The sequence below is a fragment of the Bradyrhizobium iriomotense genome, assembly GCF_030160715.1.
Lineage (GTDB): Bacteria > Pseudomonadota > Alphaproteobacteria > Rhizobiales > Xanthobacteraceae > Bradyrhizobium > Bradyrhizobium iriomotense.
Map to the genome: position 1 here is coordinate 13,249 of NZ_BSOW01000041.1, position 17,578 is coordinate 30,826.

Sequence of the window (17,578 nt, forward strand, 5' to 3'; positions counted from 1 at the left end):
AACTGCGTTGCCTCTTCCGGTACGCACCGGATCAGGCAAGCTCCAGATGTGGGTAATCGCGCTCGACCGTCATCGGCAGTTCGCCAAGTTCAACATCGACCCCCAATTGCCATCGTGTGCTTCCGTCGGTCTCCTCGCTGATCAGAGTGAAGCCGAGCTTGTTATAGTGCTCGCGCACCATCTCGTTTCGTTCGGTCGGAATGAAGACACCCTCCAGATTCGATATTCCTGCGGCGCGCGCAAGGAGCAGGATCTCCGCAAGCACCGTCTTTTCCACACCCCGCCCAAGCACCCGACAGCTCATGAGCCATGTATCGATGGTCCACCATTGCGGTCGGGAGGGTCGACAAACGACCACGCATATAATTCCGTTGTCGCCAAACTTGTCCAGGAGCCGCGCGTGCAACGTCATCACGCCGGGGTCGAGTTCGGCTTGCTCGACCTGGGTTTCGGTGTAGCGGTTGGTGGTCAGATTAAATTGGTTGCTCTTGTTGATCAACTGGGTGACGCGCGACCGCGTTGTACGGTCGAAGCTTCCGAAGATGATCCGCATTTCGAGCGACCGTAGATAGGACTGAAGATCGGAAGTTTGGCCTTGCAAACTGAGGCGCCGCGCGTTGGCCTGATACATGCCGGCGCGGCAGCGATCTTCTTCTGAGAAGCTGATTGCCTCGAAATAGCCGCCTGCAGCAAGCGTACGCGAGTAGCCCGCGGGATCGCTGTCGAGTTCAGGGACGGCGACCTCGGGTATCTCTCGCCGGACCAGACCTCGCTCAACGGGATTGTCATCGAGAAAGACCATCGATTCGAGGCCGAGGGCGAGTTCCTTTGCGATCGCGCGGATGTTTGTTGCCTTGTCATCCCAATTCGCCTGAAAGACTGCGATATGATCCTCCTTCAGCAACATGTCCGGGTGTTCCCTGAAGGGCCGCCGCGCCACCTCGTCGTTGTTTTTCGAGCTCACTGCAAGCACGATACCGCGAGCCCGAAGGGCGAGCGCCAATTGCTGAACCGACAGGAATGCCTCGCCCGTAGCATCGCCCTGGGCGATCTGAATTCCCTCGAGCCCGTCGTCGCCGATCACGCCACCCCAGACCGTGTTATCAAGATCGAGAATGAGGCACCGGCGACTCTTTCCTCGCATGGCGCCGATGATCCGGCAGACGTGCTCAGCATATAGCGGCACGAACGTGTCCGAAAAAGGAAGCTTCGCAAGGTTCCATTGAGCTGGTGAGTGCCAGTCGGCAAGCCCGACTGTTTCGGCGATGCCGGCAACGTCGAGAAGAAGATCGCTGGATTGAAGGACGCTCTGGGAGATCCGCCCGTTGAGTTGGTCGACGATGTTCCTGGCGGTTCCTGTCAGCGCGCGATCGAAGGATCCGAACAGTCCTTCCGGAGGAGCCGCTATGGTCTGCAGGATGCACACGGCGCCACTGTTCTGGGAGATGGCGGAACGGATCGAACCCAGGAGGTCGATTGCAGCGTTAACGGACTGAACGGCAGCCTGCTCATCGCCGGGAGTGGGCTGAAGTGCGAGGCCGCGATGGTCGAGGGCAACAAGGACGGCGTCTGGTCGCGCCCTGTTGAGCGCGGAGTCCGGATGCAACGCGTCTTGCAGAAACTGATCGTAGGCGCCCGTGATACATTCGAGCGAGAAGCCATGGCGTGCTGCCGTTGCGGTCAGGACAGGGACTATGAGGTCGAGAGTGCCATTTCCGATCAAGCCCAGCCGGAAGGGAGCCAGCGGCTGCAGGGAGTGTCCCTGCTTGCGGGCTGAAATGATGGTCCGTCCCAACCGCGAGAGCTGCTGCTCGTTGAGGGCGTGGGTCGCGAGAAACCGGATCCGCTTTCCAAGATCGAGGTCGGACGTCGCGAGACCCTTGCAGTGGGAGGAGAAATCTTCAGGTGGTCTTGGAAGCCAAGACAGTTCTCGATACTGTTCTACGGACACGCTCGATTCCAGCTTGTTTTTACCAGCGAATTCAATGAATTTGCCGTACCCTACGTGGAAAATCCAGCCGATATTCTATGCACGATGTTCGAAAATAATTCGACAGTTTCATGGCTTGGCCTTGTCATCTGCAGGTGGCAGGATGGACTTACATGGGAAATGTGCTGAAAGCAGTCCGATTCGGACAACGAGTTCGGATTAACGTTACGGTCGTGAGGGTCAGTTGTCGCCTGAGTTAACCCTGTCCGTCGTCATTCCCAACTACAATTATGCGAGATTTGTGGGGGCGGCGATCAAGAGCGCGCTCGATATCCGTTGGCCACGGGTCGAGGTTGTCGTTGTCGATGATGGGTCGACCGACGATTCACTTGAAGTCATCGAGTCGTTTGCGGATAAGATCACCATCGTCAGGCAGCCGAACGCTGGTCAGATGCAATCTTCCGTGAACGGCTTCCACAAGTCGACCGGCGAACTGATCATCTTCCTGGACTCGGACGATGCGCTGCATCCCGACGTAATGAATGAAATAGCTGCGGTTTGGACCGAAAAGGCCAGCAAATTCCAATTCCAGATGAGGGCGATCAATGCGGAAGGCGTGCCGACAGGCAGCATCCAGCCCCAGTATTTCATTACGCCGACTCCGCAGCAAATTCGGGAGTGGGTCACCACGGCGGGTGTTTATCCGACACCGCCTGGTTCCGGAAATGCCTACCCGCGTGGCGTTGTCGAGAAGATATTCGGCTTCAAGTCTGATTTCGTTGATAGGGCGCCTGACAGCTATCTGGTTACGGCGGCGCCGGTATATGGCGATATCGTGACGATTCCCAAGCCGCTGGTCGATTACCGTGTGCACGGCGACAATCACGGGGCGTTTCTTGAGCTGGAGGATAGCCGTTTCGCGCGGGAGGTGGATGTCACGATAAGGCGGTTCAATTTCTTCCGCGAAGTCGCTTGCAGCGCCGGACTGTCGGTCGAACCTGAAGCGCTGAACAGAAATATGCTGTTTCTATGCCTGCGCACGGCGTCATACGCATTGCGACCCGACATTCACCCAATGCCGAATGACAAGGCACGAGCCATCTTCTTGGACTGCCTTCGGTCTCTTTCCTTCCCGCAGGGATTCTCCTATTCCCAGCGAAGCTCATTGTTCCTTTGGGCCGCGTGCATGTTGTTCGGTCCGAGCCGGCTGGCGCGGGCGCTCGCCAGCTGGCGCTATGCGCCGATCAGCCGACCCAGGTGGATGAAGGCCATCCTGAACATGCTGAGGGTTATTCGCTAGCTTTCTCGCTGCAACGTTCGGGCGCGGTTGCTCCAGCCGAAGATCAATTCGCGTCCCCATATTCGCGAGGGCGTTTCGATGAGACGAAAAGTGATGTCGCTGATCACGACAATGCTGATCAGAGATCCAGCCAAAATGAAATCGCCCGTCCATCGATCCGTCTGAAACACGGGAACATGCATCGTCGAATCGAACAAAGACGGGATGCCAAAAATGCGCTTTAGAACGATGGCTTCTATGTACAAAAACACATAGTGCACCAGGTAGACAGAGTATGAGATCTTACCGAGATATTGCACGCCCGGCGTCATAAGCACCCTCGCCAAAACGCCGGTGTCGGATTGGAAAAGTAGGACCCAGCCGACAAATACGGGCACAATGGCAACAATCTTGGTGTCCGATATCGTTCCGGCGATCAAGAAAAACGCGATCAAAAGAACTATCTGCCCAGAGCTGATCGAGCTTTGAGACAGCTTCGGAAATCGACTGTCTTGCGTGGTCTGAAATATACACGCGCCGATAAAGAAGCCGGCCAGGCATCGAACGATGCCAAGGTCATACGTCGAATTCAAATCGCCGTGCGTGAACGCAACGAAGCAAAAGCCCCCCAGTCCTGCGAGAGATAGCAGGAGCACGAGGATCTTGCTTCGGAAGAGGCCCCCTGCTGCAGCAAGAGCAAAAACCAGATAGGCCACGAATTCGCAACTGATGCTCCAACTAGGTGCATTCCAGGTCAGATAGTTAAAAATACCGAGCCCCTGAACAAGCCCCAAGTTTGCGAAGAATGCCCCCCAAGAATCTGGTCCGGTAAACGCCGCTCGATCGCTGGCGGTGATCATTCCTGAACTCTGCGAATAGAGCTTCAGGAACTCCAATCCAAGTAGGACTAGAAGCGTCGCCAAATGCATTGGATAGACGCGGAAGAAACGTAAACCGATAAAACGCATCGTATCGGGAATCGAATTGATACGGCGCGAATAACTCGAGCTGATCACGAAGCCTGACAAGATGAAAAAAAGGTCGACTGCCAAATAGCCGTTTCGAAAAAACAAATTGTGCGTGAAATGATTTGAGACCTGGAGGTGGTAGAAAACGACGAGTATGGCCGCGATCCCCCGCAAACCGTCGAGGGCGACATAGCGTCGTGTTTGGCTAGCCGGCATCACCTGATTATCGTGCCCAACAGTATGATTTTATATCTAAGGTCTAGACCAGACTAGCTTGGGATAGCAATGCGGCGATGTTTCGTCGGAGGATTCCCTGATCGAAGCTCATCCTGATTAATTTTTGATCATCCCCCAAATGGCGACAGATATGTCTAGCCGTTGGTATTGGGAGTGACAAACGCCGAGAGGCGACCGAACCAGCGATTGAGGCCGGAAAGTTCGAGGTTGTAGACGCTATTAGTTGATTGTGGCCTACTTTCAACATTGTATCTGCGCAGATAAGATCCCACGACCTTTCCGCAAATGTCGGCTGCGTATGTCAAAAAGACAATTCCCAAACATCGATATCCTGCGTTTCTTTGCTGCTTGCCTTGTGATGTTTTATCATTTGGCGGTCTCATCCTGGGCGGCTGCCGGCGTTCAATCAGCTAACATACTAGGTGGGCGAGCGTCGTTCCCCGAATTGCTGCCCTATTTTTGGAGCGGCTTTGTTGGGGTAGAGATATTCTTCGTTATATCGGGTTTCGTAATCAGCTTTTCCGCCGAACGCTCGGAGGCATTTTCTTTTGCCCGAAGTCGAGTATTTCGATTGTATCCAGCGGCCTGGATCTGCTCCACGATTTCACTCGTTGCGCTGATATACGCAAACATCGCGCCCCCGGAATCCTATCTCAAACCCTATTTCCACTCCCTCCTGTTGTCGCCCAAATATCCTTGGATCGACAGTGTGTATTGGACGCTTGGGATTGAGATCAGTTTCTATGCGCTGATCTTCCTTGTCCTTGCGGTCGGTTTTTGGGAATTCAAAACGACCATCGCCTATGTTCTCGGATCGGTAAGCGCAGCGTATTGGATTTGCGGATATCTCGTCATGCCGCAGTTCCTGGCCAGTCACCTTTGGTCCCGTCCTCTTGAACTTTCGCTCGTCCCGTACGGATGTTACTTCGCACTGGGCATGATGCTGTTTTTTCACGCGGCGAGAGGTTTGACGTCGAGGGAAAAGATCTTTTGTGGGGTGTTGGCGATTGGAGCGACGATCGAGATCATGTTCAAGGCCGAACACGCAAATCGGGTATTTCATTCGGCTCAATCGAATTGGGTGCCCGTTGCCATATTCGTGATCTTCGTTGCGCTCGCCGCTTCAGCTTTGACATGGCAGCCTGAACGAAAGCTTGCGACTTGCTTGCGACAACTCGGACTCGCAACCTATCCCTTATATCTCCTTCACGACAATGCAGGCACCGTATTGATGTCGTGGCTCTTGGACAACCTTACGGGGTATCGATTTCTTGCGCTCGCCGTCACTATGGTGGCTTGCATCGCGACGGCATTGCTGATTGCGCTGGTCCTTGAGCCGCCTATCAGAGGCTTTTTGGCGGCGCTCTGGCGACCACGGAAATCGCGGGGGGCAGTCATTCAGGATGGTTGAAGAGGTGTGCCCGCGGAGCCCGCAGCGGCGGGTGTAGTTCGTCTGGAGCTACGGTCGTTCTGCCCAAAGCTTCGCGGTGAAGACGGTACCAAAGTCAAAAGCCAAATCATCAGAGCTGAGCTTGGTTTGAGAACCAACGGGAAGATAACCCAGCTAAAGAAGTAAAAGTGACTTATGTCGACCCGCAGAGCGCTCGAGTAGAGTCTCGTGATCACGATCGCGGAGACCAAGATCAAGCCCGCCAAACCATACTCGTAGGTGAGCTTCGCCCAAGTTGGATCGCTTACCTCGTAGCCAAATCTGTTGAGGTTAACGTCTCGAATAAAGCTTCCCGCGCCGTTACCCAGCCAAATCGTCCATACATCTCGATCAAAGCTTATCCTGATCATCTCCCAGGGAGCGACAAATCTGGCGTAACCACTCGTATTCTGCGTATTGAGTTCAGAGAGACGACTGAACCAGCGATCCAGGCCGGGAATCTGGAGGTTGGCGAGGGTGTAAAGAAGCAGGAGTGCACCTAGCGCAGAAATCACAAAGACAGGAATTCGGCTGATAGACCTCGGCAGCAGCAAACCAAGAGCCAACACTGTTAGCCCAGAGCCTGAGAACGAGACTACAAGCCCCATAGAAAGCAGAGCAAGAACGGTTGGCCTTATGCCTTGGCGGTATTCGATGAGCAGGGCCAAAGCCATGACGGTGGATAGCTCCGCCGCCTCGCGCAGGAAGAAGCCGTTCGCCTTTGTGATTCCGCCTTCTTCACGAAGAAAGGTGAAAGTTCCCGCCCCGCGGATCTCTTTTGGGAGAACGAAATAAATGTTCGTGAAAATGTCCAGCTTGGCTACGTTGACGACGACAAACTGAACAACCGCGATAACTGCAATAACGGTTGCCGCCGTCACGTACGCCTTCAGAATGTAGTCTTGAATGGATCTGAGATCTGCCGTCCGACGTAGACGGAACACGAAGGGCGTGTAAGCGACAACCACCAGGAGCAAAGAGCTGAGAGAAGTCTCTGAGGCCGAGAAAGGCCTTCGCAAAATCGCTAGCGCGACGGTGCAGGTCAGCAAGTACAGCGTGGGAACGCTGAGCGCCGCGTTCCCGGAAGCCACAAGGTAGAACGTAAAAAATGTATAGCAGAGGAGGTCAGAGGCAACGGGAAACTCGCCGATATTGTAAGCTATCTGATTGAAAAACAAAATTGAGGCAATTGAGGACCAGACGGCGAACTTTCCAGTTGGGGTAAGCTCAACATCCGAGCCAAATTGCGCGCTCGGCGATGTATCGGACCCAATTGCGGGGGATGTTGGAGGATTCATGTGCGGTCCAATCGATGAGCAGCGTACGGCCAACCGCACCGACGTTCAACCCAGCGGGCGGTCACTGTGGCGCCCCCTTGTAGTTAACCATGGCCGCTCATCTCCCGCAGAAGCGGCATGTATTGCGAGTGGAGACGCTTCAGCGTCCGACGTGTGCTGGGAACCAATTGCTTCAAGATCGAACCGATGCTCAGGGCCTCGCCTGAGAACCGCTGGTTCCATCCGTGAACCAGTGCGCGCACGACTGACTCTGGATAGACTCCCTTGAATTGCTTCGCGATCGGCTTTGAGCTCAGTATGTCGTGCAGATAGGAGCCTTCCGGCGGAAGAAGCTCCTTGTAGTAACCCATCTTGTCCCAGATGTTGTTATAGAGATGGATCGAGAATGCGTCCCGGCAAAGTTCTTGGCACTCATCTCGGTACTCTGGCAGGAGGAATTTGTAGAACTCATCGTAGTGAAGCGGCATGAACAGGCTTGCAGGCTTGAACGATGAGCTTTGTTTTTTGAACGTCCTGGAATTGAAGGCCTGAAGGGTGCCGAATGGGACGTCCTGGTCCAGCACGCTTTCGCTGGCAGCGACTATTCGTCCCAATTCCCTTGACGAGGGATTGAGGTTGAGGATTGCGTTGCAGATGTTCGTTCCGTTCTCCGCGATGAGGAAGTTTTCACTGCTTTCAACCTCAAATGATTTCAGCATCATGACGTCCGAGTCGATCCAGCAGAGATGTTTTTTCAGGAACATCTTGTATCGGAAATAGTCGGAGAATTGTGCGATGTTGCGCCGGCCATCGGTAATGAAGCGATCGATGTAGGATTCATCCACGATCTCGTTGGCATCGCCCTGGACTATGCCGGAGGGCAGGCCGTCGAACGGCTTGTACGAATAGAGCACAACGCTGTGGCCAAACTCGGCAAACGAAAGGAGCGAGGCCTTTTCGTACGGAGAGAGCGGGCCGAGCCAAAAGGATCCAAAGGTGCTCATATCCTGGTTTCCTGGGGAGGGATGCCGGTTAACGACGGACGAGCCATGCGCGTGACGGCATCGGCCGTCCGTCAGGCTCAGATTTGGGTGTCGCCGTCAAGACGGCACATCTAGAGAAGTGCCCGGTGCATGCGCGCTGCGGAGCTTTCCAGGCCGAATCTGTCGGAAAACATTGCGAAAAGTCTGTCCTGGCTCTGATTCAGCAGATCCAGATTGTCAATATTCTCGACTATTTTTTTGCCTAGTCCTGTCACGCCTTCTGCCAGAAACATGGCGGACTGCTCCTCTTCGGTAGTGCCGGCAATGGCGTTTTTCAGGCCGAAGATGGGCAATCTTGCAAATGCATAGTCCAGCATCTTCAATTTGAAGCCCCCACCGAAGAGCTCAGGCACGAGCCCGGCCCGGCACCGGCTGGCGATCTCGGAGACGTCCGGCAGGCGCCCATGAAACACCAGGTGCGGTTTCAACGACACATACCGGTCGCGAAGCGGCTCGGGGACGCTGCCGACAACATTGAGCGATATTCCGTTGAGCTTGAATTGCGACAGGAGGCTGTCGATCAGGATATCGAGGTTTCTCTGCTTGGCGACCCAATCGAAGGATCCAAGAAGGAGCAGGGCTCGCGGCGTATCCGATGTCAGGGAGCGCGGGGGAGTAGCCTGACCAAAGAAGACCGGCGGGAGCACGTATGTCCTTTTGACCGAGCGGCCGAAGTAGGATGCGTCCTCGTCGGTGATGCAAATCACCGCGTCGGCGATTTGCAGAATCTTGTCTTCCTGGTTTCGGTATTTTCTTGCGTCGTATCCCATGAGCAGGCGACGCGCCGGACTGTCAAAATTCCGGGCAATCTCGCGTCGAATGAGTCCTTCGGCGTTGTGCGCGACATAACAGATTGTCGCGGACTGCCGACGGCTCAAGATGATGTCGAGGAATCCCGAAGAGTATGCATGGTCGATCACAATCCAGTCCCAGGGCCGGTCTAGCAGCTCGAGTAACTTCGCTCTGAGATCGGGAGTTGCCAGAAAGTATGCGTCCTTCGGTAGTGCCGAGATCAGGCTGAGCGCTGCGGAGACTTGTGAGGGGGGCGTGTCCACACAGTTGATCTGTGGCAGACCGAGAAAGGGCTTTTCGATGGCCCGCTCGCTTCTCCTCGATCCGACGACCGTAACCTCGGCCTCATTCGTCAGAGCAAGCGATTTGATGAGTCCAGCAGAGTAGAGGGCGTCGCCGCTGAAGAGCGGGGTTGGCAGGCGGCCGGAGATCCACAAGATCCGTTTCAAGCGTTCAAGCTCCCACCCCAGTCGAACGAGCCACGCTCGTTACCTGCCGAGGACATTTCACCCGACCGCTCGGGCCGCAGCTATCGCAAGATTGAAATTTCAACGCTGTACGTCCACGCGCAGGAGCTGGCAGCTCCGAGCCTTGACGGGTTGCGGCATGTCGGTCGAGCAGGTGGCCGGCGCGGGCTGTGTCTGCTTGGCGCCTTTCGCGTCAACCGACTCGGCAATGAGGGTTGCGTCGAGCCGGAAGCGGCCGGGCCGCTGCAGGGCCGGCAGCGATACGTCGACGGCAGCCGTGCCATCGGGTCGTTTGGTGATCGATGCAAGATCAAGCCTCTGGCTTGCAGACGTCACTACTGCGCCCGTCGCTTCATCCATGAGGGACACGCGTAGCGTTCGCTCCGACGGATACTGCTCTGGAAACTTGATCGGCACAGTCAGGTCCAGCCGATTGCCGGTCATCGGCAGTGCCACGGCGCCAGAGTTTGCGCGGGCGTCCCCGACGTGGTCCATCCTCAGGAACGCCGGCTTGGGCATGTCATTTGGAGCGTCGGCGTAGCCGAACTCTTGCGGATCCGGCGTCATTTCGCTTGGCCCGCACTGCCGCTTGCCCTTGTCGGACGAGGTGAATTGACACACGCGAATGTAGTCCACCCTGAATTTCTGAGGGAAAGCGCTCTCGTCAATGCCGTGGCGGCCAGCCCAGCCGCCACCGACCGCGAAATTGAAATCGATGTGAGCGGGTGGGCCCAGCTGGCCGTCTCTCCGAAGCCACTGATACGTTTTTGTGTAGATTCGACGGCCATCCCAGAACAAGGTGACCCGATCCGGTTGCCAGGCCATGCCGGCAACATGCCAACCTTCGTTGAGGTTCTCCTTGCCCATCATTTCGGCAAATTTCGTCTGAAACGAAGGGTCCGTGAACACGTAATCGCCACGTCCTGCAGCATTGGAGTGCAGCATGTTCGGCTTATCTTCCACGCCGTTTATGACGTACTCAAAAATGTCGATTTCTGGAGGGTGCCAAGTTCGTCCGTCCTGATCGTAGTCGGCTTCAAGCCAGAATGCAGGCCAGATGCCCTTGCCGGACGGGAGAAACACACGGGCTTCATAGTAACCATAGTAGAAGGTCCGATGGCTGCGGATCAGCCCCGAGTCGAACAAGTTTGCTCCCGGCTTCTTTTCGGCGGTCAGATCCAAAACGCCATCGGAGAGCGTGATTTGGCTATCGCGGTAGCGCTGGATCTCGTCATTGAAGTGGTCCAGTGTTTCATTGCTGTAGATGAAACGTGTGGCCCATTTGTTCCGATCCAGCTGATTGCCATTAAATTCGTCTGAGAAAACCAGCTCCCATCCACCGGATTTCGCGGGTGCTACAGGCAAGATTGTCAGGATTACTGTTGCGGCAGAGAGAAAATTTACCAAGCGCTGGTGCATGCTCGACGGCCCTCGTTTGTAAACTGTATCTCAAACTGGTAGTGAAAGAACAATCGATTTCTCGTAAGCTGAAACCGTGATTGGAGCCTGTTCGGACTGTGGATCTGCTCGGGCCGAAATGTGAACGCCGCCGTTACTCCGGCTTCAACTTTGCGACTTGGTACCGGTCGCCGATCGCTGACATTCACTCTCCACCGCGAGGTGTATCTCTGTGAACCTGAACGATTCAATGACGGTTTCGGTCGTGATACCGGCCTATAACCGCGCCGACAGGCTGGAAGGAGCTATTCGAAGTGCGCTCGCTCAGAACCCGAGGCCTCTCGAGATTATCATCGTAGATGATGGCTCTACCGATTTGCCGGACACGACTTGGCTCACGGACATCGATCCATGCATTCGCATTATCCGCCACGAACGCAATCGCGGAGGCAATGTAGCTCGCAATACGGGGATTGATGCAGCCCGCGGCGACCTGGTCGCCTTTCTTGATGCCGATGATCGATGGTTTCCCAACAAACTGGCGATACAGCTGTCTCAGATTGGAGCTCGAACTTCCGGAAACTACTTTGTTTGCGCAAATGCATTGTTTGACGGAGGAGGTTGGGACGGTAGACCGACAAACGGTCGTCCGCCTCACGAGGGAGAGGATATCAGCAGGTACTTCCTGGTTCACTGCTACGGATTTCTGTCTTCGACTCTGCTGATGCCAACTCAGCTTGCGAAAGCTGTGCGGTTTGATGAGAGACTGAAGAAGCACCAAGATCAGGATTTTGGACTCCGTCTCGTAAGGGGGGGCGCTGAATTTCTTTATTGGCACGAACCTCTGGCCGCGTGGTGGAGCGAGGAAGATCCCACGCGGGTCACACGACTGAAGTCGGTCGAGCCAACACTGACGTGGCTTCGGATCGCGGGTAATTTGATGGCTTCGGATGCGGCGGCCGCCCTCTATTTTCGGGAGGCGTTTCGACGGCACTTGAAGGGCGAACCCCTGTCGGCTCTTGCGCTCGCACTAAAGTTTGGCCTCAGAGATCGCCACTCCATGTCCTGGATATTGAAGCGAATACCGAAACTGGTGCGTAGCTAGCGCCTCTCCAACTGCTCCACGCAAAGCCCAGCAGAAACGCGGGTGCTTGTTTGAAGTAGACCCCGTGGACGGCTTCCGGGTCGCATCCGATCTGTCACACGCGCTTCATATCGCGGCGGCCAGTGCCTAGGGCGGCCGGGTTTTCAGGAGCCGACCGACGCTGGAGTCTGCGTGGCAATGGCAACAATCGCTGCCGCTTGCGCCCGCGGCCAATCCTCGTAGATGTTGCGGCACAGGAACGGCGCGCATCACAGGCGCCTAGTGCGCGTAGCAGGTATTCTCGCGTCTGGGGTATTCGCGTCGATGAAGGGGCGTGGTACTGAGGCCCGCTCTTCGTAATCAGTCTCTCCCATAGTTAGGCGCGATGTCCAGAAAGCAAGGTTCTGCACTTTCCAATGTTCAGTGGAGCGCGGTGTCCCAGATCGGGCGCGCCGGGATTCAGCTAATCGGCGTCACGGTTCTGGCTCGACTGTTGCCGACGTCGGACTTTGGCTTGTTGGCCATGGCAACGATCGTCACCAACTTCGCGACAATCTTTCGCGACATGGGAATGTCGGCTGCCATCATTCAGAGAGAGCAGTTGACCGACAAGCTTCTGGGCACCGTCTTTTGGTGCAACATGATTTTCGGTTCCGCAGTAGGCGGCATCATTGCGGCGACATCGCCTCTTGTAGCGGCGGTTTTTCACGACCCTGCAGTGCAGCCGCTGTTGGTTATCTTGTCCCTGGCTTTCCCGATAGGAGCTTCGGGCGCGCCACACCTGGCGCTGCTCGAGCGGAGCAGTCGTTTCAAGTCCGTTGCGATCATTGAAGTGTCTTCGTCGACTTGCGGAGCTGTTGTGGCGATAGCGGCCGCCATTTTCGGGGTCGGCGCGATCAGCCTCGTGATTCAGACGCTGATAGGAACGATCCTTTCCACGGTGCTGTTTTGGCTGGTTTCGGGATGGAGGCCACGCGCGCAATGGAGCAAGGCGGAGATTGTTGACGTTCTTGGCTTCAGCGGCAATCTCGTCGCCTTCAACGTCATCAACTATTTCTCGCGTAATGCCGATGGAATTCTGATCGGTAGATACCTCGGACCGGTGCAGCTTGGGTACTACACCATTGCGTACCGGATCATGCTGTTCCCGCTCCAAAACCTGACGTTCGTCCTGACACGAGCCTTCCTGCCGATCTTCAGCGGGCACCAGCAAAATACTGCGTTGATCGGTCGGCAGTATCTTAGATTGTTGCAGTTCATTTTCGTTATCACCGCTCCGCTCATGTTGGGGCTTTGGTCCGTCCGCGAGCCGTTCGTCGTCGTCGTGTTGGGTGAGAAGTGGCGGGCTGCATCCGATATCGTCGCCTGGCTGGCGCCGACGGGCCTCTTGCAGTCCATCGTGTCGACGACCGGTACAGTGTTGATTGCGACTGGAAAGACGCGATTGATGCGAAATCTCGGGTTCGTATGTTCGCTCGTCTTCGTGACAAGCTTCGTATTGGGACTGTCGCAGGGTGCCACAGGTGTCGCCAGGGCGTATTTCTTTGCCAATCTTCTGACGTCTGTGATTTACCTTCACTACACCGTGATCCAGGTCAATCTGCGACTCTCTGACGTCGCGGTCAGCCTGTGTCGGCCTTTGCTGGCAGCGATTGTGATGGTGGCCCTGATCATCTGGATTGAGAACTTCATTTTGCCAGGATCATGGCATCAGATCGTGCAGCTTGCGTCGCTTGTTGTGGTCGGCACAGCGATCTACGCTGCCACCATGATTCTAGCTGCTCGCGATATCGTTGTGGATATGAGGGCCGCGGTACTCAAGAAGGCCTGAGTACTCGTTAAGGGAGCGTATCGAACTGAGGGCGCATCTCTGAACGACGCAGGTGACGAATTGCGTGATGCCGAGAATTGGAAAGAGACCAAGTACGTTCTACGAGGCGGGCAACTCTTAAGTTCCGAGAACCCTGCTGAAGTTAGCGTTGGCTCGAGACTCATAGCCAATCTTGTCGCAACAAGGTATTTTGACGCTTTGGGGTTGCACGCTTCCGGGCGATTGCTCGATCTGGGCTGTGGCAAAGTTCCACTTTATGGAACGTACAGGAGCCGGGTCAACGAAGTTACGTGCGTGGACTGGGGTAACAGCCTGCACGACACACCGCACCTAGACAAGGAGGCAGATCTCACAAAACCTATCGATCTTCCCGACCAATCGTTCGACACAATAGTACTATCGGACGTTCTTGAGCATATTCCGGCGCCACTCAATCTCTGTCGGGAGATATTTCGACTGTTGGCGCCAAACGGCAAACTGATCATGAACGTGCCCTTCTACTATCCGCTGCATGAAATTCCGCATGACTTCTATCGATATACCGAATTTGCCTTGCGCCATTTTATGGCGGATTCTGGCATGCAGATTCTTTGTCTGGAGCCGATTGGGGGTGCGGTGGAGATCCTATTCGATATTACTTCCAAGAATATCATGAGGCTGCCGCTTGGCGGGATCCCCGCTGCTCGAAGCGTGCAAGCCGTCGCTTGGTGGTTCACAAGGACTCGACTGGGTGAAAAATTGGCTAAGAAAACCTCTAGCCAATTTCCGCTAGGCTATTTCATGGTTGCCCAGCGGCCAAGTTGATTGGCGCATTTGCCGTTGGTCGGTCAGCTCCGGCTTATCGGCTCTCTAGCTCTGCAATCTCTCGTAGAAATAAAAATCGGCCCACGACGTATGGTCAGGATTGCCCGAGTCTTCCGGGAACGGATTGTTTACCTTCTTAATTAATTTCCATGTCGGGGCGTTGGCCGCAATCCATTCAGTAAAGACACGGTGGCGCACATGGTCGGCGGGAGCCAATTTGACGATATTGCTGCTGTAGATGCAGATGTACTTCTCGGCCGCTGCCACGAGGCAGTTCATATATGCGTCATACGCCGTATCCTCAACAAGGTGATAAATCACATCAAGGGACATGGCCAGTTCCGCGCGAGCCTTGCTGGCATCACCTGTTGAGGCCAACAAAAATTGCTTTGAAGGATCGTCCTTAAATTTGGTCTTGCATAGTTCGATAGCACTCGCTGAAACATCCACTCCTGTATAAGTTGGATAGCGAGCGAGTTCCAGTTGCGCCCCGTCACCCGAGCCGAACTCAATAATGGTTCGTACTCCGCGGCCTTCCACAAACTTGTTGATCGTTTCGGCTTTAAATTGTGCAAGCCGGCCGTACGAACCCGCTCCAGAATTGCCGCCGCGCGCGTAGCGCTGTTCCCAATATTCCGAAGATGAGAACCTGTTTGGGACGATAGCGCGGTAAAGCTGTTTTGCCATCGGGCCTAAAACCGGCAACCGACCGATTCTTTTTCGCAGTGTTTCGAGGCTGTGTGTCACGTTAGGTCCTTCGATCGGCGAGTTCGTCAGAAGAGATCGCATCATACAACAACTCGAGTTGGCCAGTGCAACGGGCCAAATCGAAATGCGATGCCACATAGCTAGGACCGTTGTCGGCCATTTGACGGAGCATCTCCTCATTATTCAGAATATTGATCAAGATCCGGGTTAGTCCCTCGATATCTCGTTCGGCGAACGAAAATCCCGTGATGTGTTCACTGATTCCTTCGGTTGCTCCACCGAGGGCTGACGTCACGACAGGAACCCCCGATGCCTGGGCCTCAAGTATCACGAGCCCGAACCCTTCTGCATCGCCATTTCTAGCTGTAATGCTCGGCAGACACAGAACGCGCGACGCGTCTAGCTCGCGCTTAACGTAGGCACTCGATTGCGCTCCGCGGAATGTCGCGCGGACCTTTTTCCGAGTAGCCAAGCTCTCCAGATCATGTCGCAGAGGGCCGTCGCCAATCACCGTCAGTTGCGCTGCTGTCACTACCTGCTGGACGTGGGACATTGCCTCGATGAGAATGGCACAGCCCTTTTTCTCGACCAGACGGCCCACGAATACTACGCTCAAGGGCCGCTGCGAAATAGGGACATTGCCAGTTCGGAACGTTCGGGTGTTGATCCCAATGTAGCTAACGGCAATTTTCTTGGCAGGGATGCCGTATTCGATCGCGCGTCGCCGCAGCGCCTGGGAAACGGCAGCGAAGCTAACCGCAGGTTGTTGGGCGAGGTTGAGCACGCGTCGCGGGTATAGGCGCATGCGAGTCCCTCCGTGCCCGGCTTCCCACCACTCGCGATGAGTGTTGATGTCGTAACCATGGAGCGACACGAGCATTGGAACTCTAAGTGCGCGTGCTATGGGCCATGCGTCGAGCGCGTCCATCCCGAAATGCGCGTGCACGAGAAGTGGATTCTCGGCTTTGAGTTCGCTGATAGCTCTAGTTGGAACGAGGCCGAGGGCTCTTCTGAACTTCCACGACAATCTGGTTGGCAAACTCGAGTTTTGTGGACCGACGATGCGGATATCAAGATCATCTAAGGGGAGTTGCTCGAGGATTCGGCGCCCGACCAGCACGGGCCGCCACTGCCGGAGGGCTAGCATCTGCTCCTTGATGAAGGTTTCGGAAATGGGCAGGAGTTCGTTGCGATAGACAAGGACGGTCTTTTGCGATGACATGTCGAGTCAACCTGCTTGAGTCCGGCCGAAGCGCCGAGAGTTGACGTCTCGCAATTTGACGCGTCGGCCGACCGAAATCGGCCCTCTCGACAGTGGTGTCTCGTCACATGGCCTGTGATCAGTTCATTGCGGCTGTGAGAACTCGCGAGTCTGCAATATGTTCCGCGTGGCTTTCCCCCTGTCGTCCTGCAGAAGGCTGGTAGAACGCATTCGCGCGGCACCAAATCCAAGAGCGTCAGATCGTGCAGCCTGCGTTGCTTGTCGTGGTCGACACAGCGATCTATGCTGCGATGGTCGCGGCTGCTGGCGATATCATTGCGGATATGAGGGCCGCAGTACTCAAGAAGGTCCAAGTTTTTTGGGTGGGGGAGCTATGGCACTGAGAGCGCGTATCAAAGAGATCATTCGCAGGCTCGACGCGGGAGCCCGCGGGTCCAGCATGGAAACTGTCTATCAGCGCATCTTTGAGCGCGATCTTTCATCGATCAGCGTGGATGGCGTCAGGTTCTATCCCGTTGGTTCCGCCGCAAACTATGGCCTCTTGTACGTTCTCTTGAGAGCAGCGCTCGACTATCCGATCAAGGACGTGCTTGAACTTGGGGCGGGCCAGACGTCTATTTTGTTCGATCTGCTGGTCAGGAAGGGCGTACTGAAATCTCGCGTGAGGACGCTAGAGCACGAACAGGGATGGGCCTATCGGATTTCTCAGTTGGTGTCTCACGATGTTGTCAGAACGCATCTCGTTCTGAAGCAAGTCCAAGGCATGCAGACCACTGGTTATGATTTCTCGCCGTTGACGAAGAGCAGCGTTGAACTTCTCGTGATCGACGGTCCTCCTGCCGCCGCCGTGGAGAATCGGTTTTCCCGTCTTGCCGCCGTCCAGCTCATCGACTGGATCAATCCGTCCAGGTTCATCATCGTTGTTGACGACGCTGAGCGGGAGGGCGAGATACTACTGGCAGGCGCAATACAGGCCAGTTTGGCGGCAAAGAAAATCTCGTTTCAGGTTGGAAGCGTTGTGTCCAACAAGACGCAGATCATTATTGCGGGTGGCGATTATTTGGGCGCTGCCTACTACTGAGGATCCGGCGCCCTGTCACAGCACGAAG

At 55.4% G+C, this 17,578-nt stretch carries 14 protein-coding genes; 6 read left to right on the forward strand and 8 right to left on the reverse strand.

Annotated elements, in window-relative coordinates:
• Positions 1–31 precede the first annotated feature (31 nt).
• The gene (locus QQL28_RS38805; protein ID WP_284274148.1) at positions 32–1,951 is read right to left on the reverse strand and encodes an HAD-IIIC family phosphatase; all 1,920 of its coding nucleotides are present in this window, start codon (positions 1,949–1,951) and stop codon (positions 32–34) included.
• A 223-nt stretch (positions 1,952–2,174) separates the two neighbouring features.
• On the opposite strand from QQL28_RS38805, the gene QQL28_RS38810 reads away from it, so the two are divergent.
• Positions 2,175–3,230, forward strand: a complete 1,056-nt coding sequence (locus QQL28_RS38810) for a glycosyltransferase family 2 protein (RefSeq protein ID WP_284274150.1) — start codon at positions 2,175–2,177, stop codon at positions 3,228–3,230.
• Here QQL28_RS38810 and QQL28_RS38815 read toward each other — a convergent pair.
• Positions 3,227–4,393 carry an acyltransferase family protein gene (locus tag QQL28_RS38815; protein WP_284274152.1) on the reverse strand — a complete coding sequence of 389 codons (1,167 nt, stop codon included), beginning with the start codon at positions 4,391–4,393 and terminating at the stop codon, positions 3,227–3,229. The genes QQL28_RS38810 and QQL28_RS38815 overlap by 4 nt on opposite strands.
• A 319-nt stretch (positions 4,394–4,712) precedes the next feature.
• Between QQL28_RS38815 and QQL28_RS38820 the strand changes: the two genes are divergently transcribed.
• A complete protein-coding gene (locus tag QQL28_RS38820; RefSeq protein ID WP_284274154.1) occupies positions 4,713–5,825 on the forward strand; it encodes an acyltransferase family protein in 1,113 nt (370 codons plus the stop codon).
• On the opposite strand, the gene QQL28_RS38825 is transcribed toward QQL28_RS38820, so the two are convergent.
• The 4 genes from QQL28_RS38825 to QQL28_RS38840 all read right to left on the reverse strand — a co-directional run bounded on the left by QQL28_RS38825 (position 5,813) and on the right by QQL28_RS38840 (position 10,841).
• The gene (locus QQL28_RS38825) at positions 5,813–7,141 is read right to left on the reverse strand and encodes a hypothetical protein (RefSeq protein ID WP_284274156.1); all 1,329 of its coding nucleotides are present in this window, start codon (positions 7,139–7,141) and stop codon (positions 5,813–5,815) included. The genes QQL28_RS38820 and QQL28_RS38825 overlap by 13 nt on opposite strands.
• An 83-nt stretch (positions 7,142–7,224) precedes the next feature.
• The gene (locus QQL28_RS38830) at positions 7,225–8,124 is read right to left on the reverse strand and encodes a hypothetical protein (protein WP_284274158.1); all 900 of its coding nucleotides are present in this window, start codon (positions 8,122–8,124) and stop codon (positions 7,225–7,227) included.
• 110 nt (positions 8,125–8,234) lie between these two features.
• On the reverse strand, positions 8,235–9,404 hold the full coding sequence (locus QQL28_RS38835) for a glycosyltransferase (protein ID WP_284274160.1): 1,170 nt from the start codon (positions 9,402–9,404) through the stop codon (positions 8,235–8,237).
• A 99-nt stretch (positions 9,405–9,503) separates the two neighbouring features.
• On the reverse strand, positions 9,504–10,841 hold the full coding sequence (locus QQL28_RS38840) for a glycoside hydrolase family 16 protein (protein WP_284274162.1): 1,338 nt from the start codon (positions 10,839–10,841) through the stop codon (positions 9,504–9,506).
• A 211-nt stretch (positions 10,842–11,052) separates the two neighbouring features.
• Here QQL28_RS38840 and QQL28_RS38845 point away from each other — a divergent pair, with 211 nt between their 5' ends.
• From QQL28_RS38845 to QQL28_RS38855, 3 genes are all read left to right on the forward strand, one after another.
• The gene (locus QQL28_RS38845; RefSeq protein ID WP_284274164.1) at positions 11,053–11,925 is read left to right on the forward strand and encodes a glycosyltransferase family 2 protein; all 873 of its coding nucleotides are present in this window, start codon (positions 11,053–11,055) and stop codon (positions 11,923–11,925) included.
• Between the two features lie 364 nt (positions 11,926–12,289).
• Complete coding sequence (locus QQL28_RS38850; protein ID WP_284274165.1) at positions 12,290–13,735, forward strand: MOP flippase family protein; 1,446 nt, start codon at positions 12,290–12,292, stop codon at positions 13,733–13,735.
• Between the two features lie 60 nt (positions 13,736–13,795).
• Positions 13,796–14,539: a class I SAM-dependent methyltransferase gene (locus QQL28_RS38855; RefSeq protein WP_284274166.1), complete on the forward strand. Its 744-nt coding sequence runs from the start codon at positions 13,796–13,798 to the stop codon at positions 14,537–14,539.
• Between the two features lie 45 nt (positions 14,540–14,584).
• Here the strand turns inward: QQL28_RS38855 and QQL28_RS38860 are convergent, their stop codons facing one another.
• Positions 14,585–15,286, reverse strand: a complete 702-nt coding sequence (locus QQL28_RS38860) for a class I SAM-dependent methyltransferase (protein ID WP_284274168.1) — start codon at positions 15,284–15,286, stop codon at positions 14,585–14,587.
• A gap of 1 nt (position 15,287) precedes the next feature.
• The gene (locus tag QQL28_RS38865) at positions 15,288–16,469 is read right to left on the reverse strand and encodes a glycosyltransferase (protein WP_284274170.1); all 1,182 of its coding nucleotides are present in this window, start codon (positions 16,467–16,469) and stop codon (positions 15,288–15,290) included.
• A 439-nt stretch (positions 16,470–16,908) separates the two neighbouring features.
• Here QQL28_RS38865 and QQL28_RS38870 point away from each other — a divergent pair, with 439 nt between their 5' ends.
• Positions 16,909–17,550 (forward strand): hypothetical protein, encoded by a 642-nt coding sequence (locus QQL28_RS38870; protein WP_284274171.1) that lies wholly within the window; start codon positions 16,909–16,911, stop codon positions 17,548–17,550.
• Positions 17,551–17,578 lie beyond the last annotated feature (28 nt).